The organism is Micromonospora sp. HM134 (assembly GCF_007833915.1).
GTDB lineage: Bacteria > Actinomycetota > Actinomycetes > Mycobacteriales > Micromonosporaceae > Micromonospora > Micromonospora wenchangensis.
In genome coordinates this window covers 501345-523797 of sequence record NZ_CP041061.1, presented here as the reverse complement: position 1 = coordinate 523797, position 22453 = coordinate 501345, and the positions used below count along the sequence as shown (strand labels likewise).

The following is a 22453-nucleotide window of genomic DNA, read 5'->3' as shown; positions in this document are numbered from 1 at the left end:
CGTCACCGCGCGGCGGTGGCCGTCGTCGTACGAGCCGCATCGTGCGAACGCCGCAGCCTGCCCCGGTCGAGAAAGGCGGGACCGTGCGACGTACGAAGTTCGACCAGTGGAGCCAGGAACTGCGCGACGTGCGTGACCCCGTCGAACTGTTCGGCGGCAGCGCCCAGACGGCCGTGCTGCGACTGCTCACCATGGCCGGCAAGGTGCCCTTCCGGTCCGCTCTCGACGGCCTGACCCTGCGTGAGCAGGCGATCGTCCGGCACCTGCTCGGCCGGCAGCAACTCCGGCTGACCGCGCCGGGTGCCGACGCCGCCCCCGCCCGGTTCGTGCTGGCCCACTCGGCGCTGGGCAGGCTGACCATCCACGAACCGGCGCGCGGCGACCTACCGGTCGAGGAGGTGGTGGCCGAACTCGCCCTGCCCGGGTGGATGATCGAGATGATCGACGAGGAGTGGCTGCCGGCCCAGGCCGAGGAGGAGTACCAGCGCCGCGAGCTCGACCGGATGCTGCACACCTGGCACGCCGACGGCAGCCTGGCCGAGCGGCTGGAGGAGGTCATCGACTGGGTCGAACGGGTCGAGACCGTCCTGATCTTCATCGAACGTCGGGTGTTCTCCCGCTCCGACTCCGGCTCCAGCACCCTCATCCGCGACGGCGTGCTGCCCGCGTTGCGGGAACGTCCACCGGCCGACTGGAGCCCGGAGGAGCGGCTCTTCGTCGCGTCCATCCAGTTGCTGTTCCGCACCGGCCGGGCGGTCCGGTTCGAGGAGTTCAACGGCCGCCAGCTCAGCGCGGTCAGCCTCCGGAAGGTGCTGACCACCCGCTGCGCGGCGTACCTGCGCGCGCTCGGCGAGCAGGCCACCGGGGAGCTGAGCACCGCCACCCTGGCCGAGTTGGCCACGCTCGCCGGTGAGCTGGTCGAACTCGTCGACGGCAGCGGTCACATCCGCTACCGGCGGATCAACGGGCTGACCTACGCCAAGGACGAGTACCTGCTGCCCTGGGAGGAGGAGCAGCGCAGTCAGGTCGAGCTGCCGCCGACCCTGCGCACGCTGACCGGCACCCGGCCCGGGCCGGTCGACGGCGAGGACGCCGCCGCCTGGGTGCGACGTGCCACCACGGCCGCCCTGCGCGGCGTACACGCGGGCGGCGACGAGCGCGAGCTGACCGGCATCCTGGAGGGCATCGTGCTGGGCGCGGTCGTCGACAGCCGCGCCGACTACGGCATGTCCAGCGGCATCCGGGACCTGTCCCGCCTCGACGGTCCGGTCGGGCGGTACGACGAGGAGGTGGCGGGGCTGAAGAAACCCGACTTCTTCTGCTGCGTGCTGCCCAGCCCCGAGATGGCCGCCGACCTGCCCGCCCCCACCGTCACCGACATCCTGTGGCAGGTCGCGCAGCGGATGATGTACAACCGCTGGCACTTCGTGCCCGGCAACTTCGACCGGGTCGAGGTGCCCCGGCAGCGGCACTACTTCTTCCCGCCGCTGGTGCCCGACATCGCCGAGTGGGGCGACCTGCGCCACGGTGGGCACAGCACCTCCCGCGTCCGCTACACCCTGCGGGCCCCCGGCGCGGCGATGTGGAAGCAGCCGTTCACGGTCGGCGGCCGGCAGTACCGGGGCGCGTTCGACATCCGGCTGGTCCGCATGGACGGGCCGCCGTTCACCCTGGCCGACCTGCGGACCGCCTGCCGGTACTCGGCGCTGGTGGACGTGTTCTGGCGCGAGATCGCCGGCTACGCCGACGCGCACGACGGCTGGACCCCGACGATCACCGCGTTCGGCGGCGACTGGTACACCAAGGAGTCCTGGCGGGACCCCGTCGAGCGGCTCGACGCGGCACAGCAGACGGTCGGAGGGCTCGCGTGAGCGTCGCCCCGCACCAGGTCGTCGTCAACGGCGAGGACCAGTACTCCCTGTGGCCGGCGGACCGGCCGCTGCCGGGCGGCTGGACGACGGTGTTCACCGGGCCGGTCGAGGCGTGCCTGGAGCACGTCGCGGCACACTGGACCGACCTGCGGCCCGCCTCGCTGCGTACCACCGGGGGTGCCGGCGCCGGCCCCGCCGTCCGGCCGGAGCCGGCCACGGTGGACGCCGCGTCGTCGGTCGCCACCGGCCCGCGCCGCCCGTTCGGTGACACCCCGCTGCACGTCCTCGTCGACCGGGCGCTGGCGGCCGATCCGGAGCGCGTCGCGGTGCGCTGTGCCGGGGTCGCGGCCACCGCCGGGGAACTGCGGGCCCGGGTTCGGCACGCCGCCCGGGTGCTGCGGGGCCACGGCGCCGGACCGGAGACCCCCGTCGCGGTGCTGCTCCCCCGCTCGGTGGACGCGGTGGTGGCGATCCTCGCGGTGTTGGCGGCCGGGTCGGCGTACCTGCCGCTGTCGGTGCACGACCCGGCGGAGCGGCGGGCCCGGATCCTGGCCGACGCGGGCGATCCGGTGCTGCTGACCGGCCCGGAACACCGGGGCCTCGTGGATGCCGGTTACCCGTCGACCGTGCTCGACGTGACCGACCTGCCGGAGCCGGCCGGCGACGACGGTGACGGCGGCTGCCGGGTGGAGAACCTGGCGTTCATCATGTACACCTCCGGCACCAGCGGCGCTCCCAAGGGGGTGCTCGGCACCCATCGGCAGCTCGTCAACTATGTGCACTGGTGCGCCGAGGAGTTCGCGTTCCAGCCCGGGGAGCGGGCGGTGCTGCACGCCCCGCTGTACTTCGTCGGGTCGGTGATGACGCTGTTCACGGCGCTGGTCGCGGACTGGGAGCTGGAGGTCGCGCCCGAGCCGGTCGCGTTCGACGACCTGATCGCGTTGACCGCCGCCGCCCCGTGCGGGTTCCTGAAGCTCACCCCGTCACACGTACGGGCGATGACCGCCCTGGGTGGTGTCGACGACGTCGCCCGCCAGGTCATGATCGGCAGCGAGCCGCTGTACCTGACCCCCGAGTTCGACGCGTGGATCAGCGGCAGCCCCAAGTCGGGCTTCGGCAACCACTACGGCATGAGCGAGACCGTCGGCGCGACCTGGTACTGGATCGGCGCGGACCGTACGGTCGGGCGGCGGCTGCCGGTCGGTGCCCCCATCCCCAACGCCGAGGTGCACATCCTCGACGAGCAGGGCCGGCCCGCGCCGCCGGGGCAGACCGGCGAGATCTGCCTGGGCGGGGCGGTGATCGGCCGGGGCTACCACGGCCAGCCGGTGTTGACCGCCCAGCGGTGGATCCCGCACCCCGGTGGCGACGGGAGGCGGCTGCTGCGCACCGGCGACCTGGGCCGGCTGGGCCCGGACGGGGTGCTGGACGTGCTCGGCCGCGCCGACCGGCAGGTGAAGATCCGGGGTCAGCGCGTCGAGCCGCCCGCCGTCGAGGACGCGCTGCGCCGCTGCCCCGGCGTCGCCGAGGCGGTGGTGATCGCCGAACCCGACGGCCACGACCTGCACCTGGTCGCCTACCTGCGGTCCGAGGAGGAGCCCCGGCCGACCGAGGCGCAGCTGCGCGCCCACGCCGCCGGTCTGCTGCCGGAGGCGTCCGTCCCGAGCCGGTTCCTGTACGTGGCGCAGTACCCGCTCACCCCGAACGGCAAGGTCGACACCCGTCGGCTGCCCGGCACGCCGACGGTACGGCCCGCGCTGAGCACCGCGTACGTCGCGCCCTCCGGTGAGTTGGAGACGGCGGTGGCCGGGGTGGTCGGCGCGGTGCTGCGGGTGGACCGGCTCGGTGTCGACGACGACTTCTTCGAACTCGGCGGCGACTCCATGCAGGTGGTCGAGGTCGTCACCCGGCTGGACGAGGAGTTGGGCCTGCCGGTGGGCATCGCCGACCTGTTCGACCGCCGTACGGTGCGCGCCCTGGCCGCCGGGCTGCCCGACCACCGGCCGCCGGGCCCCGTGACCCCGACGCCCGCCGGGGAGCACCCGGACCGGTCCCGGCGGGCGGACACCGGCCAGCCGGCGGTCGGGGACGCGGCGGTGCAGGCCCGGTTCTCCGGAGCGTCCGCCGGTTCCGCGCCACTGACCTGGGGGCAGATGGCCATGTACCGGCCGATGCAGTGGTTCGGCGAGGCCAGCCGGGACTTCAACATCCGGCGGGTGCTGCGGCTGACCGCCCCGGTCACCACCGAGCGGGTCACCACGGCCTGGTCGGAGCTGGTGCTACGGCACCAGGTGCTGCGCACCCTGATGACCGAGGACGCCGACGGACCCCGCCAGCACCTGCTGGCCGACGGGTCGTACGCGCCACTGGTGCGGGACACCACCGCCGCCGAACTGCCGGCGGTGGCGGACACCACCGCCGCCGAACTGGCCGGCACCGCGTTCCGGCTGGACCGGGACTGGCCGGTGCGGTGGGCGCTGCTGCGCGTCGACGGCCAGGTCGAGGCCGTGGCCGTGGCCGCCTCGCACGTGTCGCTGGACGGCTGGTCGCTGGAGCTGCTGCTGGCGGAGCTGCGCACCCTGATCGAGGGCGAACGGACCCTGCCCGCACCGGGTTGGCAGCCACTGGACCAGGCCGGCTACGAGGCGTCACCGGCCGGGCAGCGTCGGGCCGACCGGTCCCTGGCGTACTGGCGGGAGCGGCTGCCCCTGGTGCCGCAGCGGATCTTCGACGGGCCGGAGCAGGACGCCGGCCCACTGCCGGTCGTCACCTGGCGGATGGAGTCCACCGCGGTGGCCGCTGCCGCCGGCACGCTGGCCGAGCGGACGGGCGCGTCGTCGTCCACCGTGGTGCTGACCGCCGCGCTGCTGGTCCAGGCGGCGTTGACCGGCCGGGACCGGGCCGTGGTGAAGCTGATCGCCGGCAACCGGAACACCCCCCGCCAGCGGCAACTGGCCACCGGCATCGCCCAGAACGCGCTGCTGGTCTTCGAGATCGGCGACGGTGACGTCGACGACGCCGTGCGGCGCTGCTACCGCGACTCGACGGAGTCCTACTTCCACGCCACCTACCCGCCGGAGGCCCTGGACGCGCTGGTCGCGGCCGAGGGCGCGCAGGCCGACCTGTCGGTGTACTTCAACGACGCCCGCCTGGGCCGCGACTTCGACGTCCCGGCGCAACCGCCCGACCGGGCCACGCTGACCGCCCTGGCGGCGCACACCACCGTGCGGCAGGTCACCGCCGTGGCCCGGCACGACATGACCTTCTTCCTGGCCATGCCCTACCTGGCCGGTGGCTGCGCGCTGCAACTGCTGGCCGACACCCGGCGGGTGCCCGGCTCCGTCTGCGAGCGGGCGCTGCGGGGCATCGAGACGCTGCTGTGCGAGGCCGCGTCGCGCCCGGTGGCCCTGCGGGACGTCGCCGCGCTGCTCGACCTCGGTCGCACCCGCCCCTCCGACCACCGGGAGTCCCGATGACCGACCCCTATCCGCTGCTGCACCGGCTGGCCGCCGCCGACGACGACGCGCTCACCACCGTCGCGCTGCCGCCCGACGGCCGCTACCAGGTCGTCACCACCACCGTCGACGAGGTCACCGCCCAGATCGTGCGTACCCTGCGCGACGGGTTCGCCGGTCGTGGCCCGGACGACTTCCCGCTGCTGGTGCTCGGCTGGGGACGCTGCCGGGTCGGCTCGACCGCCGTGACCAACCTGTTCGGCATGGCACGGGCGGCGGCCTACTACCAGCCGGTCAAGACCATCGGCCGGTTCGCGCTCACCGGCGGCGAGGGTTCGCCGTGGAAGCTGCCCGACGGCGAGCCGGTGCTGTTCGCCAAGGAGATGGCCGGGCCGTACGTGCCGTTCGAGGCGCTGTTCAACCCGGCCCGCTGCCTCGTCGAGGCGGGCTGGCCGGTCGACCGGCTGCGCCTGCTGGTGCTGGACCGGCAGCCGCGCGCCTCGCTCGACTCGTGGATGGCCAAGTGGGAGGGCAGGATCGGGCGCGAGCGGGTGGTGGAAAACTTCGTGCTCAGCACGCTCAACTACGCGCGGATGCGCGCCTGGGCCGGGGCCGAGGGGCTGGCGGTGACGCACTTCCCGTACGAGTGCAGCCGCGCCCCGCAGGAGACCGTGTCCCGGTTGTTCGACCGCCTCGGCATCGGCCACCTGTACCGGCCGGAGATGCTCACCGGCTGGGGTGCGGCCGGCGACCTCAACTCCGACCAGTCGAAGATCCACAACCCGGTGGAGCCGGAGCCCTACGTCGTGCCCGGTCTGCACGGCAACGCCGACGAGTACCGCTTCCGGCCCCGGTCGGTGACGGTCCTGACCGACGCGGAACTGGCCGTGGCCGACAGCGCCGAGGTGGTCGGGTCCTACGAGGTCTCGGTGCGGTCCTGCGCGCAGGAGCTGGCCCTGCCCGCGCCCCTGCGGGACGAGATCTTCGGCTGACCGCGATGGCCGCCTCCCCCTCCGGCGTCGGGCAGTGGCGTGAGGCCGCCGCCGCCCGGCTGCGCATCGCCCGGCAGTGGCCCGCCGCCGGAGCCGGTTGGAGTGCCGTCGCGCTGGCGCTCAGCGTGTCCCGGGGGGTGCTGCCGGTCGTCTTCGCGATCGCCGTCAGCACCACCGTCGGCCGGATCGGCCCGGTGCTGCACGGCACGGCCGGACCGGCCGGGGTGTGGTGGCCGCTGGCCGTCGCGGGCGCGGCGCTGATCGCGGCGCAGTTGGCGGAGGCGGCGCAGAAGGCCGTCGCCGAGCAGCTCAGCCGCCGCGTCGACGGGCACATGTACCGGCGGCTCATCCAGGCGTCGCTGTCGACCCGGGAGATCACCCCGCTGGAGGACCCGGCGGTGCTGGACGAGCTGGGCGAGGCCGGGCACGAGCTGCGGTTCGCGTTCCGCACCCCGGGTGCGGCCTACGCCGGGCTGATCGCCCTCGTCGGGCCGTACACCCAGGTCGCCGGGTTCACGGTGGTGGTCGCGGTGGTGCTGGGGCCGTGGGCGGCGCTGGTCATGCTGGCGGTGGTGCTGCTGTTCCGGCACGGCCAGCGCGGCGGGCTGCGCCGCTACGCCCGGGTCATCCGGGACGTGGCGGCCCTGCGCCGGGAGAGCCGCTACCTGCGGGGGCTGGCGATGGGCCCGGCCGCCGCCAAGGAGCTGCGGGTCTTCGGGCTCACCGGCTGGCTGACCGAACGCTACCGGCAGGTCTACCGCCGGGCCCTGGCCCCGGTGTGGGCCGAGCGCCGCCGGATCTACCTGCGGCCCTACCTGGCGTACACGGCGGTGGGGCTGGTCGGCGTGGCGGCGGTGCTGGCGCTGGCCGGGGTCCGCGCCGCCGACGGGGCGTACGACCTGGCCGCGCTGGCGCTGGTGTTGCAGGCGGTGCTGGCCCTGATCCGGCTGGGCGAGTTCTACCCGGACTCCGACACCCAGACCCAGTACGGCATGAACGCCGAGACCGCCATCACCGCGTTCGAGCAGGCGATGGCCCGCTACCCGGAACCCGCCGACCGGGGCGGTGCCGGGCCACCCGCCACCACCGCCCCGGCCATCGACTTCGCCGGGGTGCGCTTCGGCTACCCGGGTGGGGCCACGCCGGTGGTGGACGGCCTGGACCTGCACATCCCCGCCGGACGCTGCACCGCCCTGGTCGGGGTGAACGGCGCGGGCAAGACGACCCTGGTGAAACTGCTGGCCCGGCTCTACTCGCCGGATGCCGGTACGGTGCGCGCCGACGGTGTCGACCTCGCCGACCTGCCGGCCCGGGACTGGCAGCGGCGGATCGCCGTGGTGTTCCAGGACTTCGTCCGCTACGAACTGTCGGTGGCGGCCAACATCGGGTTCGGCGCGGTGGAACATCTCGACGACCGGGCCGGGATCCGCCGCGCGGCGGAGGCGGCGGGGCTGCTCGACACCCTCGACGCGCTGCCGGACGGCATGGACACGCTGCTGTCGCGAGCGTACGACGGCGGGGTGGACCTGTCCGGCGGGCAGTGGCAGCGCATCGCCATCGCCCGTGCCCTGTTCGCGCTCTACCACGGCAGCAGCGTGCTGGTGTTGGACGAGCCCACGGCGGCGCTGGACGTGCGGGCCGAGGCCGAGTTCTTCGCCCGGTTCGCCGAGCTGACCCGGGGCCGCACGACGGTGCTCATCTCGCACCGGCTGTCCAGCGTCCGGCTGGCCGACCGGATCGTCCTGCTCGACGGGGGGCGGGTCGTCGAGCAGGGCAGCCACGACGAGCTCATGGCGGCGGGCGGCCGGTACGCGGCGATGTTCACCCTCCAGGCGGAGCGGTTCGCCGACGACGGGGCCGACCGGGACACCGACGAGGGCGCCGGGCCGCTGGCGCAGCGGGTGGGCTGAGGCGATGATGCGGGCGATCACCGGGCTGTTGCGGCTGTCGTGGCGGCAGGACCGGCGCAAGATGGCCGTGGCGCTGGCGTTGATGGTGGGCAACGCGGTGGCGGTGCCGGCGAGCGCGGTGGCGCTCAAACACCTCACGAACGCGGCGGCGGCCGGTCGGTCCGGGGCGGCGGCCTGGGCGGGGCTGGCCGTCGCGGTGGCCGCGATCGCCGCTCTGACCTGCGCGCACTTCGCGCACATCGGGTACTTCGAGGTGTCCGAGCTCAACGTGCTCAGCACCGACGAGCAGCTCATCGCGATCAGCAACGGCACGCCGTACCTGGACCACCACGAGCGGCCCGAGCACGCCGACCGGATGGCGTTGGCCCAGGACGAGCTGCAACGCATCGGCGAGGGCCTCCAGGCGCTGCTGACCGGGGGGTCGCTGGCGGTCGGCCTGCTGCTGACCACCGTGTTGCTCACGCTGACCCATCCGGCGCTGGTGGTGCTGCCGCTGCTGGCCGCGCTGCCGGTGCTGGCCGGTCGCCGGGCGCAGGCCGCCGCCGACCGGGCCCGCGCGGACAGCGTCGTCGACACCCGGCAGGCCCGGCACCTGTTCGAGCTGACCACCACCGCGGCCTCGGCCAAGGAGCTGCGCCTGTTGGGCCTGGTGGGGCATCTCCAGCAGCGTTACGCCACGCACTGGCAGCGCGCCACCGCCCGGCTCTGGCGCGGCGAGCTGGCCGCCGGGTTGTGGCGGGCCGCCGGGCAGGCCGTGTTCGCCCTCGGGTACGTCGCCGCCCTGGTCCTGGTCGTCCGCGACGCCGTACGCGGCCGGGCGGACGTCGGCGACGTGGTGTTGGCGATCATGCTCGCCTCGCAGCTCAACCAGCAGGTCGCTGCCGCCGTGACGATCACGCAGCAGTTGGCGCGCAGTGGCCGTTCCCTGCAACGCCTGGACGAGGTGCGTGAGCTGGTGCCGCAGCCGGTCACCCCGCCCGACGCGCCCGCCACGCCGCTGCGCCCGCCCGCGCGCCTGCTGGAGGGCATCCGGCTGCGGCAGGTGACCTTCACCTACCCGGGCGCGGCGGAACCGGTGCTGTGCGACGTCGACCTGCTGCTGCCCGCCGGCAGCACCGTGGCGGTCGTGGGCGAGAACGGCGCGGGCAAGACCACCCTGGTCAAGCTGCTCAACCGGTTCTACGAACCCGACCGGGGCGCGATCCTGGTCGACGGGGTCGACCTGCGGCACCTCGACCTGGCCGCCTGGCGGGCGCGGACCACCGCCGCGTTCCAGGACTACGCGCGGCCGGAGCTGACCGCCCGGCTGGCGGTCGGCATCGGGGACCTGCCCCGGGCCACCGACGACGACGCGGTCCGCACCGGTCTGGCCCGCGCGCACAGCGAGGTCGCCGACCGGCTGCCGTACGGGCTGGACACCCGGCTGGGGCGCAGCCACGCCGACGGCGGGGTGGACGCCTCCGGCGGGCAGTGGCAGCAGTTGGCGCTCGGCCGGGCGATGATGCGCGACGCCCCGCTGCTGATGGTGCTGGACGAGCCGGCGTCGGCGCTGGACGCCGAGGCCGAACACCGGTTGTTCGCCAGGTACGCCGACGGGGCGGCCCGGGTCGCCGCCGACAGCGGTGGGGTGACGGTGTTCGTGTCGCACCGGTTCTCGACGGTCCGCACCGCAGACCTGATCATCGTGATCGGCGACGGCGGGGTACGCGAGGTGGGCACCCACGACGAGTTGATCCGCCTCGGCGGCGTGTACGCCACCCTCTACGGCACCCAGGCCGCAGCCTACCGCTGAGTTCATGGCCGTACCTTCGAGCTGGGCCGCCGCTGTCGCCCGACCGGTACGGTGGCGGTCCGTCGGTGGACGACCAACCCCGCCGGCCGTACGAAGATCGACCGTCGGGCCACCGCGTCACCCTTGTCGTCCAGTTGGTAGACGTCGAGCCAGCACCACCCGTCGTAGGTGATCCAGTCCAGCACCCGGATGACCCGGCACCGGATGGGCTTGACGAACTGCACGCTGGCGGCCCGGCCCACCTGAACCAGGTCACCTGCGCGGAGTGTGGTCATCGCAGGTCCCTTAGCTGCCCGGTCACGACTCACGGCCCGCCCAGGTAGAGGGCGAGGGACACCGGAGGGCGGTCGCAACACCGTTGCGCTAACGCCGTGGGCGGCTGGTCAACCAGGGACAGGAAGTGCCCGATCGGGGAGCGGGGTGGGCCCGCTTGGCGATCATGGAGTTGTGGTGCCGATTTTGGGGGTTTTACGGGCGTTTTGTTACCCACCACAACTCCATGATCGGCGAGGCAGCGCTGGTTGACGAACAGCGGCCAGGGCGATTCACACCCGGCACACGTCCAGGCAGGCAGAACGGGTCCGTGGTTCGTCATCGGTCCACCACAGCAGAAGGAGTTGTACGAGGGCAACCCCTCAAAGGGTTGCCTGTCCCACTATTGCCTTGTGCAAGTCCTTCAGACCATACCGTCAGATCGTGGAGTTGCTTGGGCTGGATGAGATCCGCGACCTGCTCGGCGGGATCAGCAAGCAGCGCGCCACGATCATCGTGGGCCGCAAGGGATTCCCCGATCCCCTCGTCACCTTGAAAATGGGCCGGGTCTGGGATGGCAAGACCGTCCGGGCCTGGATCGCCACGAACCGCCCCAGCCCCGCCGCCGAGGACTGACCCCGCCGGGGCTACCACGCTCTCCGTACGAACCTGGCAAGGCTGGCGAGCCGCAGGCAGTGGCACCCCCATCAGCGCCATCCGAACACGATGCGGTACCTGCGCCACGCCCTGATCCGAGTGCGGGCGGCCTCCAGCGCCGGGCAGAAGCCGCTGTCGGTGCACTTCTCGCACCGTTCGTAGCGGTGGCACTCCAGGCAGCACCACGCCAGCTCCACCAGCAACGGCACCTCGCGCGTCACGGTCGCCTCCCAGGGCTCGGGCCACTGCGGCACCCCGCCCCGCCGAGCCCAGCTCCACCAGGGCGGGGGTCCCGCGTCACCGATTCCACACCGCAGGGTGCCGACCTGTCAATACAGGTAGACCTGTAGACGTAGATGCCTACAGGCAGGCCGCTTATGCCGCACCGACTTGGGTAGGAAAGCTCGTGTCTACCGTCGTGCGCATGGGTGAGCCGGAGGTTCCGGGACCGCTCGTTGGTCCGGGCGAGATCATGGACATGCTCGGCGTGAGCCGGTCGCGGTTCAGGCAGATCATCTTGCAGCCGTACTTCCCGCGCCCGTTCCAGATCCTGCAGGCCGGCGCGATCTGGCTGCGGTCGGACGTTGAGGCTTACATCAGGGACTACCGCCGCCCCAAGCCGCCAGCCGACGAGGACGAGCAGGGCTGACCCCACCAGGGGCCACCACAAGACCGACGGGCGGGGTCGGGGAGGATGGCGGGGTGACGGTGGATGCGGTGGTGTTCGACCTGGACGGCGTGATCGTGGACTCGGAGCCGGTCTGGGAGGAGGTGCGCCGGGCGTACGTGGCGGCGCGGGGCGGCACCTGGCAGCCCGACACCCAGCGGCGGCTGATGGGGATGAGCACCGGCGAGTGGGCCGAGTACCTCAGCGGTGAGCTGGGCGTCGACCGCAGCGCCGAGCAGGTCGCCGTCGACGTGGTCGAGGAGATGGCCCGGCGGTACGCGGTGCGCGTACCGCTGATCGACGACGCCGACCTGGTGGTGCGCCGGCTGGCCGCGCGGTGGCCGCTGGGGTTGGCCAGTTCCTCGCCGACCCGGCTGATCGCGGCGGCGCTGACCGCCGCGGACCTCGCCGCCGAGTTCCGGGTGACCCTGTCGACCGAGCGGACCGCCCGGGGCAAGCCCGCGCCCGACGTGTACCTGGCCGTCGCCGAGCGGCTCGGGGTCGACCCGGCCCGGTGCGCCGCCGTGGAGGACTCCTCCAACGGGGTCCGCTCGGCCGCCGCCGCCGGGATGCGGGTGGTCGCGGTGCCGCACGGGTCGTACCCGCTGGACCCGGACGCGGCGGAGCTGGCCGCGACGGTGCTCTCCTCGGTGCACGACCTCACCCCGGAGGTGGTGGACCGGCTCGGCTGAACCGCCTCCGCGACCCGGCCGGGCCGCCTAGCGTCGGACCCATGAGAGCTGTGGTTTACCAGGGGCCGCACGAGGTGACGGTCGACCAGGTCGAGGACCCGCGCATCGAGCACCCCGACGACGTCGTCGTGCAGATCACCACGACCGCGATCTGCGGCTCGGACCTGCACATGTACGAGGGGCGCACGCTCGCCGAGCCGGGCATCGTCTTCGGCCACGAGAACATGGGCACCGTCGTCGAGGCCGGCACGGGGGTACGGCGGATCAAGGTCGGCGACCGGGTGTCGATGCCGTTCAACGTGGCGTGCGGGTTCTGCCGCAACTGCCGGGAGCAGAAGACCGGCTTCTGTCTCACCGTCAACCCCGGCTTCGCCGGTGGCGCGTACGGCTACGTGGCGATGGGGCCGTACCGGGGCGGGCAGGCCGAGTACCTACGGGTGCCGTACGCCGACTTCAACTGCCTGCAACTGCCGCCCGGCACCGAGCACGAGAACGACTACGCGATGCTCGCCGACATCTTCCCCACCGGCTACCACGGGGTGGCGATGACCGGGTTGCGGCCGGGCGAGAACATCACCGTGATGGGTGGTGGGCCGGTCGGGCTGATGGCCGCGTACTCGGCGCTCCTGATGGGCGCCGCCGAGGTGTTCCTGGTGGACCGGGTGCCGGACCGGCTGCGGTTGGCCGGGTCGATCGGGGCGACCCCGATCGACCTCTCGGCCGGGGACCCGGTCGCCCAGATCCTCGACCGGACCGACGGGGTGGGCACCGACCACGGAGTGGACGCGGTCGGCTACCAGGCCACCGGGGAGGGTGGCGCGGAGCAGCCGGCGGCGGTGCTGAACAGCCTGGTCGAGGTGGTCCGGGCCACCGGCGCGATCGGCGTGGTCGGCCTCTATCTGGCCAACGACCCGGGTGCGCCGGACGAGCACTCCGGCAAGGGTGAGCTGCTGTTCAAGGTGGGCAAGCTGTTCGAGAAGGGTCTGCGGATGGGCACCGGGCAGGCCAACGTGAAGACCTACAACGAGTACCTGCGGAACCTGATCACGGCGGGGCGGGCCACGCCGAGCTTCGTGGTGAGCAAGGAGTTGCCGTTGGACGCGGCGCCGGACGCGTACCAGCGTTTCGACCGCCGCGAGGCGGGCTACTCGAAGGTGGTGCTCAAACCGGCGGCCTGAGGAGACGGCATGCAGACGATCGTGTACGAACGCACCGGTGACCCGTCGGTGCTCCGGTTGGTCGACCGGCCGGTGCCCGAGCCGGGCCCGGGGGAGGTGCTGGTCCGGCTGGCGGTGTCCGGGGTGAACCCGACGGACTGGAAGAGCCGGCGGCAGCAGCCGTTGCCGGTCGGCTGGCAGACCCCGGGGCAGGACGGGGCGGGCGTGGTGGAGGCGGTCGGCGCGGGGGTCGACCGGGGTCTGACCGGGGAACGGGTGTGGGTCTGGGAGGCCGCCTGGCAGCGCCCGTGGGGTACGGCCGCCGAGTACACGGTGGTGCCGGTCCGGCAGGTGGTGCCGCTGGGGGACGCCTCCTTCGAGCTGGGCGCCTGCCTGGGCATCCCGTTCCTCACCGCGCACCGCTGCCTGACCGTCGGGGAGTACATGCCGGACGCCCTGCACGCCGGGGCGCTCAGCGACCATGTGGTGCTGGTGCAGGGTGGGGCGGGCGCGGTCGGCAACGCGGCGATCCAGTTGGCCCGCTGGGGAGACGCCTGTGTGATCGCAACGGTGAGCAGCCCGGAGAAGGCGCAACTGGCGGCGGCGGCCGGGGCGTCCTTCGTGGTCGACTACCGGGAGCAGGACGTGGTCGAGGAGGTCCGCAAGATCTCGCCCGACGGGGTGCACACCGTCGTGGAGGTCTCCGCGGCCCGCAACGCGGCCACCGACGTGCAGTTGCTGCGTCCCGGTGGGGCGGTCTGCGTCTACGCCGACGACGGGGGCGGCGAGGTGACCCCGCCGATCCGGCCGTTGATGGCCCCGAACGCCCGTTGGCAGTTCGTGCTGGTCTACACGGCGCCGAAGGCGGCCAAGGCGCAGGCGGTGACCGACGTGGCGGCGGCGGTCGCCCAGGGGGCGGTACGGGTGGGCGGCGAGGCCGGCCTGCCGCTGCACCGTTTCCCGTTGGCACAGGCCGCCGACGCGCACCGGGCGGTGGAGGACGCGGTGGTGGGGAAGGTGCTGATCGACACCGCCGGGCAGTAGTTCCGAGGACATTTCGCAATCGCCCGGACAGACGCGAGCAATTCTCGCAACAATGACATGGCGGGTCACCCGCGAGGAAGGGCGGCCCCGGCGCGGTGCGAACGCCGGGGCCGCCCCGTGGGGAGGGATGTTTCAGGAGTGACGTCCCTACCCCTATCGGCGACGGAGCGCCGAAAAGTGTTACGGCCCCGCCAGCTCCCGTACCTCCAGGTCGCCGTCGGCGTACCGCGAACGCACCACCTTCTTGTCGAACTTGCCCACGCTGGTCTTGGCACCGCGTCGATGACCGCCCAGCGCTCCGGCAGCTGCCAGTGTGCCACCGAACCGGCGAGGAACGCACGGAGCTGCTCCACACTGGTCGACGCGCCCTCCCGCACCACCACGGTGGCCAGTGGACGCTCACCCCACCGCTGGTCGGGCACCCCCACCACGCAGGCCTCCTGCACGTCCGGGTGGGCCATCAACGCGTTCTCCAGCTCCACCGAGGAGATCCACTCCCCACCGGATTTGATCACGTCCTTGGCCCGGTCGGTGAGGGTGATGAACCCGTCCGGCGAGAGCGTGCCCACGTCACCGGTACGCAGCCAGCCGTCGCGGAACTTCTCCGGGTCGGGGGCGTCGTCGCCGACGTACCGGGCGGTCACCCACGGGCCACGTACCTCCAACTCCCCCACGGACGCCCCGTCGGCGGGCAGCGGCTCGCCCAGCGGGCCGACGATCCGGGCGGCCACCCCGGCCGGCACCCGCCCCTGCGTGTAGCGGTACCGCCAGGCGTCGTCGCCGGTCGCCCCGGCCGGAGCGCGGGACACCGACCCCAGCGGGGACATCTCGGTCATCCCCCAGGCGTGGATCACCTCGATGCCGTGCCGCTCGGCGAACGCGTGCATCAACGCGGGCGGGCAGGCCGAACCGCCGACGATCACCTCCTTGAGCGACGAGGTGTCCACCTCGTGGGCGTCCAGGTGGGCCAGCAGGTCGTTCCAGATGGTCGGCACCGCACCGGCCAGGGTGGGCCGCTCGGCGGCGATCATCTCGGCGATCGGCGCGGCCTGGAGGAACCGGTCCGGCATGATCAGCGACGCGCCGGAGAGGAACGCCGCGTACGGCAGCCCCCAGGACATCGCGTGGAACATCGGCACGATGGCCAGCTCCCGGTCACCCGGCCCGAGCCCGAAGCCCTCCGGCAGGCACACCTGCAACGAGTGCAGGTAGATCGACCGGTGCGAGTAGGCGACGCCCTTGGGGTGGCCGGTGGTGCCGGAGGTGTAGCAGAGCGCGGCGGCGTCCCGCTCGTCGACCTCGGGCCAGTCGTAGTGCTCGGGCCGGCCGGCCAGCAGGTCGTCCCAGTGGTGGAAGGTGACCCGGTCACCGGCGACCGCCCGCAGCGGCCCGGGGTCGCCCCCGCCGACCACCACCACGTGCCGCACCGTGGTCAGCTCGCCGAGCACCCGGGCCAGCAGCGGGATCAACGTCGAGTCGACCAGCACCACCCGGTCCTGCGCGTGGTTGGCGATGTAGGCGACCTGGTCGGGAAAGAGCCGGATGTTCAGGGTGTGCAGCACCGCGCCCATGCTCGGCACCGCGAAGTACGCCACCAGGTGCTCGGTGTTGTTCCACATGAAGGTGGCGACCCGCTCGTCGCCGGTCACCCCGCACTCGTCGCGCAGCGCGTGGGCCAGCCGGGCCGCCACCCGCCCCACCTCGGCGTACGACAACCGGCGCGGCTCGGCCCCGGTCCAGGTGACCACCTCGGCCGTGCCGTGCACGGTGACACCGTGTTCGAGGATCCGGGCGACCTGGAGCGGGGCGTCCATCATCGTGCTACGCATGGGTGACAAGCTAGTGTCGCCGGTCACACGTTGGGAACCCCCGGAACGCCGGACCATCCTCGGACCGGTGCGTAGATTGTCCGGGTGAGTATCTCCTGGGCCGACTCGTACGTGGGACAGCTACGCGCCCTGGCCGGTGACCGGACGCTGATGTTCGTCGGCGCCCGGGCCGTGGTGCGCGACGACGACGGGCGGGTGCTGCTGATCCGCCGCTCGGACAACGGCCAGTGGGCACTCCCGGCGGGCGCGATGGAACTCGGCGAGTCGATCGCCGACTGCGCGGTGCGCGAGGTACGCGAGGAAACCGGGCTGCGCGCCCTGCGGGTCAGCGCCTTCGCCCTCTACACCGGCCCCGACCGCACCCACACCAACATGTACGGCCACACCTACCAGATCTTCACCACCGCGTTCCGGGTCGACGAGTGGGACGGCGAGCTGGCCCGGGTCACCGACGAGACGACCGACGCAGCGTTCCTGCACCCGCACGAGTTCCCCGCCCCGCTCTCCCTCTCGGTCCCGGAAACCCTCGCCGACCTCGACGTCTTCACCCAGACCAACCGCCTCATCCTCAAGTAGCCCCCGGTCCCCGCTGACCCTGGCCGGCTTCCCCGCTGAGGCCCCATCTCGCCTCACCCCAGCGATGCCCGTTTCGCCCAGTTGGTGCCCATTTTCGCCCCGGTGATCAAGAGGTTCACGTCAGCCTCCGCGCGATTTCTGACGCAAACTTCTTGATCACCGGGGCGGGGCGGGACAGGGCGGGCCACGCGGGGCGGGGCCGGGTGGGGCGCGGGTCAGAGCATGGTTTGGGATTTGGCGTTGAGGTCGGCGGCGGCTTCCTCCTTGGACTCCCTGGTCAGGGGCTTGCCGCCGGGGGCGGGGGCCGGGCCGCCGAGCGGGTCGGTGCCGCCGGTCGCGCCCTGCGGGCCGGCACCCCGGAGCTGGTCGTTCGGCAGGGCCAGGGTGACCAGCACGGCGAGCAGCGCGATCAGGCCGGTGGTCAGGAACACCAGGTGCAGCGACTCGACGAAGGACGCCTGGATGGCCGCCCGGACCGGACCGGGCAGGGCCAGGATCGTCGCCGGGTCGTTGATCGAGATGTTCGTGCCGCCGCCCGCCACCGCCGCCCGCTGCTCGGGCGGGAGCTGGGCGATCGCACCGGGAAGCCGGTCGGCGAGCCCGCCGGCGAGCCGGGTGGAGAGCACCGCACCCAGGATGGCCACCCCGAACGAGCCGCCCAGCGACCGGAAGAACGTCGCCGAGGAGGTCGCCGCGCCCAGGTTCCGCACGTCCACCGCGTTCTGCACGCCGAGGATGAGCGACTGCATGCACAGGCCCAGCCCGACGCCGATGACCACCATGTAGCCGAACGCCGCCCAGAGCGAGCTGTCCACCTGGAGCCGGGTGAACAGCAGCATGCCGGCGACCAGCACCACCGAACCGGCCACCGGGAACCACTTGTACCGGCCGATCCGGCTCATCGCCCGGCCGGTCACGATCGAGGTGACGATGATCCCGGCCATCATCGGCAGCATCAGCAGACCGCTGCGGGTGGGTGAGGCGCCCTTGACGATCTGGAGGTAGAGCGGGATGAAGATGATCGACCCGAACATCACCAGACCGAGCACGAAACCGGCCGAGTTGGCCAGCGCGAACGTCGCCGAGCGGAACAGCCCCAGCGGCAGGATCGGCTCGGTGACCCGGGCCTCCTGGAGCACGAACGCCACCCCGAGCACCGCGCCCGCCACGAACAGCCCGATGATCGTCGCCGACCCCCAGGCGTACGAGTTGCCGCCCCAGCTCAGCGCCAGCAGCAGCGCGCTCACCCCGGCGACCAGCAGCGCCGCGCCCAGCCAGTCGACGGTGTGCTCCCGCCGCTCGAACGGGATCAACCGCAGCACGTGGTAGCAGACCACGATCGCCAGCAGCGCCAGCGGCACGTTCAAATAGAAGATCCACCGCCAGTTGGTCTCGGCGAAGTAGCCGCCGACCAGCGGCCCGGCCACCGAGGAGACGCCGAAGACCGCCCCGAACAGCCCCTGGTAGCGACCACGCTCCCGGGGCGACACCACGTCCGAGATGATGGTGAACGCCAACGTCATCAGGCCACCCGCGCCGATGCCCTGCACGCCCCGGGTGACGATCAGCTGGGTCATGTCCTGCGACAGCCCGGCCAGCAGCGAGCCGAGCAGGAACGTGCCGATCGAGAAGAGGAAGACCGGGCGGCGGCCGTACAGGTCGGCCATCTTGCCGTAGAGCGGGGTGGAGGCGGTCGAGGCGAGCAGGTAGGCGGTCACCACCCACGAGTAGTGGTCGATCCCGCCCAACTCGCCGACGATGGTGGGCAACGCCGTACCGACGATGGTCTGGTCCAGCGCGGCCAGCAGCATGCCGGTCATCAGGCCGAACATCAACAGGCGGAGCTGGCGGGCCTGGAGCACCGGCTGGCCGTGGGTCTGGGCGGTCATCCCGCCTTCTTTCCCGCTCCCCCGCGAACATGCCTGCCCACCGGGGAAACCTGCCCGCGGACCCGCCCGGCACCGACGGGCACGCGGGCCACCAGGGACCGACATGCCCGTCGGGGTACGGCTCAGTCGCCGTCGGCGAACCGGTCGACGATCGCCGCGCAGAACGCCGGCAGGTCGTCGGGCTTGCGGCTGCTGACCAGGTTGCCGTCGGTCACCACCCGCTCGTCGACCCAGCTCGCGCCGGCGTTGGTCAGGTCGGTACGCAGGCTCGGCCAGCTGGTGATCCGGCGGCCCGCCACCACACCCGCCTCGACCAGGGTCCACGGGCCGTGGCAGATCACCCCGACCGGCTTGCCGGCGGTGAAGAACGCCTTCACGAACCGGACCGCGTCCGGGTCGGTACGCAGGAAGTCCGGGTTGGCCACCCCACCGGGCAGCACCAACGCGTCGTAGCCGTCGGCGTCCGCGTCGGCCGCCGTCACCGCCACGTCGTACGTCCTGCCCTGGTCCAGGTGGTTGAAGGCCTGGATGGTGCCGGGCTTGAGCGACACCAGCTCGGCGGTCGCGCCCGCCTTCTCGACCGCCTCACGCGGCTGCACGTACTCGACCTCCTCCACGCCGTCGGTGGCGAGGAACGCGATCCGCTTGCCCTGCAATGTCGTGGCTGCCATGTCGGTTTTCCCCTCTCCGGATACCTCTGGTCGGTTCCCGGGGCACAGGCCCCGAAACACCGACCCCGGCCACGGGTAGACGGCGGCGGGTTTGGCCAGGTCAGGCCGGGGGACCCCGGTGGGCATGGCAGGAGCAGCAGCGGAACAGCGCCGGCTCGCCACCGTCGTGGAGAGCTGGCGGGAACGCGCCGTCCTCGTCGTCGGCGACGCCATGCTCGACGAGTGGCGCTTCGCCGAGTCGGAGCGGCTGTGCCGGGAGGCCCCCGCGCCGATCCTCACCCTGCGCCGACGGATCACCGCCGCCGGTGGGGCCGCGAACACGGCGGTCAACATCGCCACCCTCGGCGGGCGGGCCCTGCTCGTCGCCCCGGTCGGCGCGGACGTGGCCGGCGACGAGCTGCACGACTGCCTGGACCGGGCCGGCGTCTGGGACCGTACGGTCAGCGAACCGCACCGGCCGACGCCGGTGAAACGCCGGATGCTCGCCGGCAACCAGATCCTGCTCCGCGAGGACTCCGGCGACCCGGACGACCCGCTCGACGACGACGGGGTCGGCCGGCTGCTCACCGCCCTGAGCTGCGCCACCGAGGAGCTGCGGGCGGTGGCCGGCGGGGTCGCGCCCACGCTGGTGGTCTGCGACTACGGCCTCGGCGCGCTGCCCGCCCCGGTACGCGCCTGGCTGGTCGCCCACCGCTACCGGTACGCCACCGTCGCCCTGGACGCCCACGACCTCGCCGACTGGCGGGGGCTGAACCCGACGGTGGTCACCCCCAGTTTCGCCGAGGCGACCCGGCTGCTGGCCCGCGCCGCCGCCGGCTTCGGCGCGCCGCCCGCCCCGACCCGTACCGGCGGCACCGGCCTGCACCTGGACCACCCGCCGAACGACCCGGCGGACGGGCCGTCGGAGCTGGTCGTGGGCACCGCCCCGGGCGGGGTCGGCCGGGCGCCGACCGGCCCGACCGGGGAACCGACCCCGGGTGAGGGGCGGGTCGCGATGACCGGGGACGGGTTGAGCGTGACCGGGGCCGGGGTGACCGTCAACGCCACCGTCGGCGAGGGGGTCGACCGGGCCGGGCTGGCCCAGGCGCGGCTGGCCGAGCTGCGGGCGCACACCGGCGCGGACGTGGTCGCGGTGACCCTGGACACCGAGGGCGCCATCGTCGGCGGCCCGGACGGCGCGCCCCGGCGCAGCCACAGCACCCCCGTCCCGGCCAGTCACGCCGTGGGCGCGGGCGACGCGTACCTGGCGGCGATGACCCTCGCGCTGGCCGCCGGGGCGCCGCTGCCCACCGCCGCCCAGCTGGCCCAGCTCGCCGCCACCATCACCGTCTCCGACACCGGCACCTGCGTGTGCCGCCGGGAGGACCTGCTCGACGCGCTCGGCGGCACGTCCGGCGGCGGCACCCATCCGACGCTCGTCGGCACCGGCGAGCTGGACGCGATCGTCGCCGACCACCGGCGGGCCGGCCGGTCCGTGGTGTTCACCAACGGCTGCTTCGACGTGCTGCACCCGGGTCACGTGCGCTACCTGGAGCAGGCCCGCGCGCTCGGCGACCTGCTGGTGGTGGCGGTCAACTCCGACTCCAGCGTCCGCCGGCTCAAGGGCCCCGACCGGCCGGTCAACCCCGTGGAGGACCGGATCGCCCTGCTCGCCGCGCTGTCCTGCGTGGACCACGTGGTGGTCTTCGAGGAGGACTCGCCGGCCGACCTGATCGAGGCGGTCCGCCCCGACGTGTATGTCAAGGGCGGCGACTACCCGCCGGAGATGGTCCCGGAGGCGCCCCTGGTGCGCCGGCTCGGCGGTCAGGTGCGCACCCTCGGCTACGTGCCGGACCGGTCCACCTCGGCGATCATCGACCGGATCCGCGCCCAGGCCGCCATCGGCCCGGCCACCGCCGTCGACGCGCCGGCCGATCCGGTACGACCCGACGCCGGTCCGCCGCCGGCACCCGACCCGGACCCCACCCCGGCCGCCCCGACCCCGACCCCCGAACACCTGGGCAGGACCACGTGAACCGACCGCTCGACCTCGGCTCGGCCGGGGAGTTCCGCCGACCCCGTCGGCTCGACGTGCTGATCCCCACCCGCAACCGGCCGGCCGAACTGGCGGTCACCCTGGCCGGGCTGGCCGCCCAGGTCGAGGTCCCCGACTTCGGGGTGGTCGTCAGCGACCAGTCCGACCACGGCCCGGCGTACGCGCACCCGGCGGCGGCCACCATGGTCCGGGCGTTGCGCCACCGGGGGCACCCGGTGCTGCTCACCCGCCGGCTGCCCCGGCGCGGGCTGGCCGAGCACCGGGCGTACCTGCTGGACCGGTCGGTGGCCCGGTACGTGCTCTGCCTCGACGACGACGTCTGGCTCGAACCGGGCACCCTGGACCGGCTGGTCACCGCGATCGGGGAGCTGGGCTGCGGGTTCGTCGGCAACGCCGTGCACGGCCTGTCGTACGCCGACGACGTCCGCCCCGAGACGCACGGGCACTACGAGGAGTGGGACGGTCCGGTGGTGCCGGAACGGGTCCGCCCCGACACCCCGCAGTGGCAGCGGGCCGCCATCCACCCGGCCGCGAACCTGCTGCACGTCCAGCAGAAGCTGGGCCTGCCGGCGGGGGCGTGGCGGGCGTACAAGGTCTCCTGGATCGGCGGTTGCGTGCTCTACGACCGGGCGGCGCTTGTCGACGCGGGCGGCTTCGAGTTCTGGCGGCGGGTGCCGGAGAACCACCAGGGCGAGGACGTCGCCGCCCAGCTCGCGGTGCTGGCCCGGTACGGCGGCGCGGGCGTGCTGCCCAGCGGCGCGTACCACCTGGAGTCACCGACCACGGTCACCGACCGTGACGTCGAGGCGTGGCAGGTCGTCTCCGCCGACACCCCTCAGCCGGCCTGATCCGTGCCCGGCGGTGCCGCAGACGACGGCCATCCGCACGGCCGGCTCCGGCCGCCGGCCGCGCCAGGGTCGCCCCGGCCGGGGCCGTCGACCGGCCCTGCCCGGCCGGGGCCGTC

17 protein-coding genes and 1 pseudogene are annotated in these 22453 nt (G+C 73.4%); 13 read left to right on the top strand and 5 right to left on the bottom strand.

Annotation, left to right across the window (positions count from 1 at the left end; genetic code table 11):
• Positions 1–83: 83 nt before the first annotated feature.
• From FJK98_RS02685 to FJK98_RS02665, 5 genes are read left to right on the top strand one after another with little or no spacing between them, the layout of a single operon-like run.
• Entirely contained in the window at positions 84–1871 is a 1788-nt protein-coding gene (locus tag FJK98_RS02685; RefSeq protein WP_145917597.1) for a hypothetical protein, read from the top strand.
• Positions 1868–5347 (top strand): AMP-binding protein, encoded by a 3480-nt coding sequence (locus FJK98_RS02680; RefSeq protein ID WP_145917596.1) that lies wholly within the window; start codon positions 1868–1870, stop codon positions 5345–5347. The genes FJK98_RS02685 and FJK98_RS02680 overlap by 4 nt, the downstream gene beginning before the upstream one ends.
• On the top strand, positions 5344–6318 hold the full coding sequence (locus tag FJK98_RS02675) for a sulfotransferase family protein (protein ID WP_145917595.1): 975 nt from the start codon (positions 5344–5346) through the stop codon (positions 6316–6318). Before FJK98_RS02680 ends, FJK98_RS02675 begins: the two co-directional genes overlap by 4 nt.
• 5 nt (positions 6319–6323) lie before the next feature.
• Complete coding sequence (locus tag FJK98_RS02670; protein WP_145917594.1) at positions 6324–8228, top strand: ABC transporter ATP-binding protein; 1905 nt, start codon at positions 6324–6326, stop codon at positions 8226–8228.
• A 4-nt stretch (positions 8229–8232) separates the two neighbouring features.
• Positions 8233–10020, top strand: coding sequence for an ABC transporter ATP-binding protein (locus FJK98_RS02665; RefSeq protein WP_145917593.1), 1788 nt, complete (start codon positions 8233–8235; stop codon positions 10018–10020).
• A gap of 2 nt (positions 10021–10022) precedes the next feature.
• On the opposite strand, the gene FJK98_RS02660 is transcribed toward FJK98_RS02665, so the two are convergent.
• The gene (locus tag FJK98_RS02660) at positions 10023–10295 is read right to left on the bottom strand and encodes a hypothetical protein (protein WP_145917592.1); all 273 of its coding nucleotides are present in this window, start codon (positions 10293–10295) and stop codon (positions 10023–10025) included.
• 421 nt (positions 10296–10716) lie between these two features.
• Here FJK98_RS02660 and FJK98_RS02655 point away from each other — a divergent pair, with 421 nt between their 5' ends.
• The gene (locus tag FJK98_RS02655) at positions 10717–10908 is read left to right on the top strand and encodes a hypothetical protein (RefSeq protein ID WP_145917591.1); all 192 of its coding nucleotides are present in this window, start codon (positions 10717–10719) and stop codon (positions 10906–10908) included.
• 71 nt (positions 10909–10979) lie between these two features.
• On the opposite strand, the gene FJK98_RS33050 is transcribed toward FJK98_RS02655, so the two are convergent.
• Entirely contained in the window at positions 10980–11150 is a 171-nt protein-coding gene (locus FJK98_RS33050; protein WP_168222373.1) for a hypothetical protein, read from the bottom strand.
• A gap of 203 nt (positions 11151–11353) precedes the next feature.
• On the opposite strand from FJK98_RS33050, the gene FJK98_RS02650 reads away from it, so the two are divergent.
• The 4 genes from FJK98_RS02650 to FJK98_RS02635 are packed head-to-tail and all read left to right on the top strand — an operon-like array spanning position 11354 to position 14489.
• The gene (locus FJK98_RS02650) at positions 11354–11578 is read left to right on the top strand and encodes an AlpA family transcriptional regulator (RefSeq protein WP_145917590.1); all 225 of its coding nucleotides are present in this window, start codon (positions 11354–11356) and stop codon (positions 11576–11578) included.
• Positions 11579–11631: 53 nt separating this feature from the next.
• Entirely contained in the window at positions 11632–12288 is a 657-nt protein-coding gene (locus tag FJK98_RS02645; protein WP_145917589.1) for an HAD family phosphatase, read from the top strand.
• A gap of 41 nt (positions 12289–12329) precedes the next feature.
• Positions 12330–13466: a glutathione-independent formaldehyde dehydrogenase gene (locus FJK98_RS02640; RefSeq protein WP_145917588.1), complete on the top strand. Its 1137-nt coding sequence runs from the start codon at positions 12330–12332 to the stop codon at positions 13464–13466.
• Positions 13467–13475: 9 nt separating this feature from the next.
• Positions 13476–14489 (top strand): NADPH:quinone reductase, encoded by a 1014-nt coding sequence (locus FJK98_RS02635; RefSeq protein WP_145917587.1) that lies wholly within the window; start codon positions 13476–13478, stop codon positions 14487–14489.
• A gap of 180 nt (positions 14490–14669) precedes the next feature.
• On the opposite strand, the pseudogene FJK98_RS02630 reads toward FJK98_RS02635, so the two are convergent.
• Positions 14670–16303 (bottom strand): annotated as a pseudogene (locus FJK98_RS02630) (fatty acid--CoA ligase).
• Positions 16304–16402: 99 nt separating this feature from the next.
• On the opposite strand from FJK98_RS02630, the gene FJK98_RS02625 reads away from it, so the two are divergent.
• The gene (locus FJK98_RS02625) at positions 16403–16894 is read left to right on the top strand and encodes an NUDIX domain-containing protein (protein WP_145917586.1); all 492 of its coding nucleotides are present in this window, start codon (positions 16403–16405) and stop codon (positions 16892–16894) included.
• 215 nt (positions 16895–17109) lie between these two features.
• On the opposite strand, the gene FJK98_RS02620 is transcribed toward FJK98_RS02625, so the two are convergent.
• Together FJK98_RS02620 and FJK98_RS02615 are read right to left on the bottom strand one after the other, a co-directional pair.
• The gene (locus tag FJK98_RS02620; protein ID WP_145917585.1) at positions 17110–18783 is read right to left on the bottom strand and encodes an MDR family MFS transporter; all 1674 of its coding nucleotides are present in this window, start codon (positions 18781–18783) and stop codon (positions 17110–17112) included.
• A 122-nt stretch (positions 18784–18905) separates the two neighbouring features.
• Complete coding sequence (locus FJK98_RS02615) at positions 18906–19454, bottom strand: type 1 glutamine amidotransferase domain-containing protein (RefSeq protein WP_145917584.1); 549 nt, start codon at positions 19452–19454, stop codon at positions 18906–18908.
• Between the two features lie 124 nt (positions 19455–19578).
• On the opposite strand from FJK98_RS02615, the gene rfaE2 reads away from it, so the two are divergent.
• Both rfaE2 and FJK98_RS02605 read left to right on the top strand, forming a co-directional pair.
• Positions 19579–21468, top strand: a complete 1890-nt coding sequence (gene rfaE2 / locus FJK98_RS02610) for a D-glycero-beta-D-manno-heptose 1-phosphate adenylyltransferase (protein WP_205789362.1) — start codon at positions 19579–19581, stop codon at positions 21466–21468.
• A complete protein-coding gene (locus FJK98_RS02605; protein WP_145917583.1) occupies positions 21465–22337 on the top strand; it encodes a glycosyltransferase family 2 protein in 873 nt (290 codons plus the stop codon). Before rfaE2 ends, FJK98_RS02605 begins: the two co-directional genes overlap by 4 nt.
• Positions 22338–22453: the final 116 nt, after the last annotated feature.

Coding starts and splice junctions, on each gene's coding strand:
- FJK98_RS02640 (WP_145917588.1), top strand. CDS start 12,330: ATGAGAGCTGTGGTTTACCAGGGGCCGCACGAGGTGACGGTCGACCAG.
- FJK98_RS02620 (WP_145917585.1), bottom strand. CDS start 18,783: ATGACCGCCCAGACCCACGGCCAGCCGGTGCTCCAGGCCCGCCAGCTC.
- FJK98_RS02615 (WP_145917584.1), bottom strand. CDS start 19,454: ATGGCAGCCACGACATTGCAGGGCAAGCGGATCGCGTTCCTCGCCACC.
- FJK98_RS02650 (WP_145917590.1), top strand. CDS start 11,354: ATGGGTGAGCCGGAGGTTCCGGGACCGCTCGTTGGTCCGGGCGAGATC.
- FJK98_RS02635 (WP_145917587.1), top strand. CDS start 13,476: ATGCAGACGATCGTGTACGAACGCACCGGTGACCCGTCGGTGCTCCGG.
- rfaE2 (WP_205789362.1), top strand. CDS start 19,579: ATGGCAGGAGCAGCAGCGGAACAGCGCCGGCTCGCCACCGTCGTGGAG.
- FJK98_RS02670 (WP_145917594.1), top strand. CDS start 6,324: ATGGCCGCCTCCCCCTCCGGCGTCGGGCAGTGGCGTGAGGCCGCCGCC.
- FJK98_RS02675 (WP_145917595.1), top strand. CDS start 5,344: ATGACCGACCCCTATCCGCTGCTGCACCGGCTGGCCGCCGCCGACGAC.
- FJK98_RS02665 (WP_145917593.1), top strand. CDS start 8,233: ATGATGCGGGCGATCACCGGGCTGTTGCGGCTGTCGTGGCGGCAGGAC.
- FJK98_RS02660 (WP_145917592.1), bottom strand. CDS start 10,295: ATGACCACACTCCGCGCAGGTGACCTGGTTCAGGTGGGCCGGGCCGCC.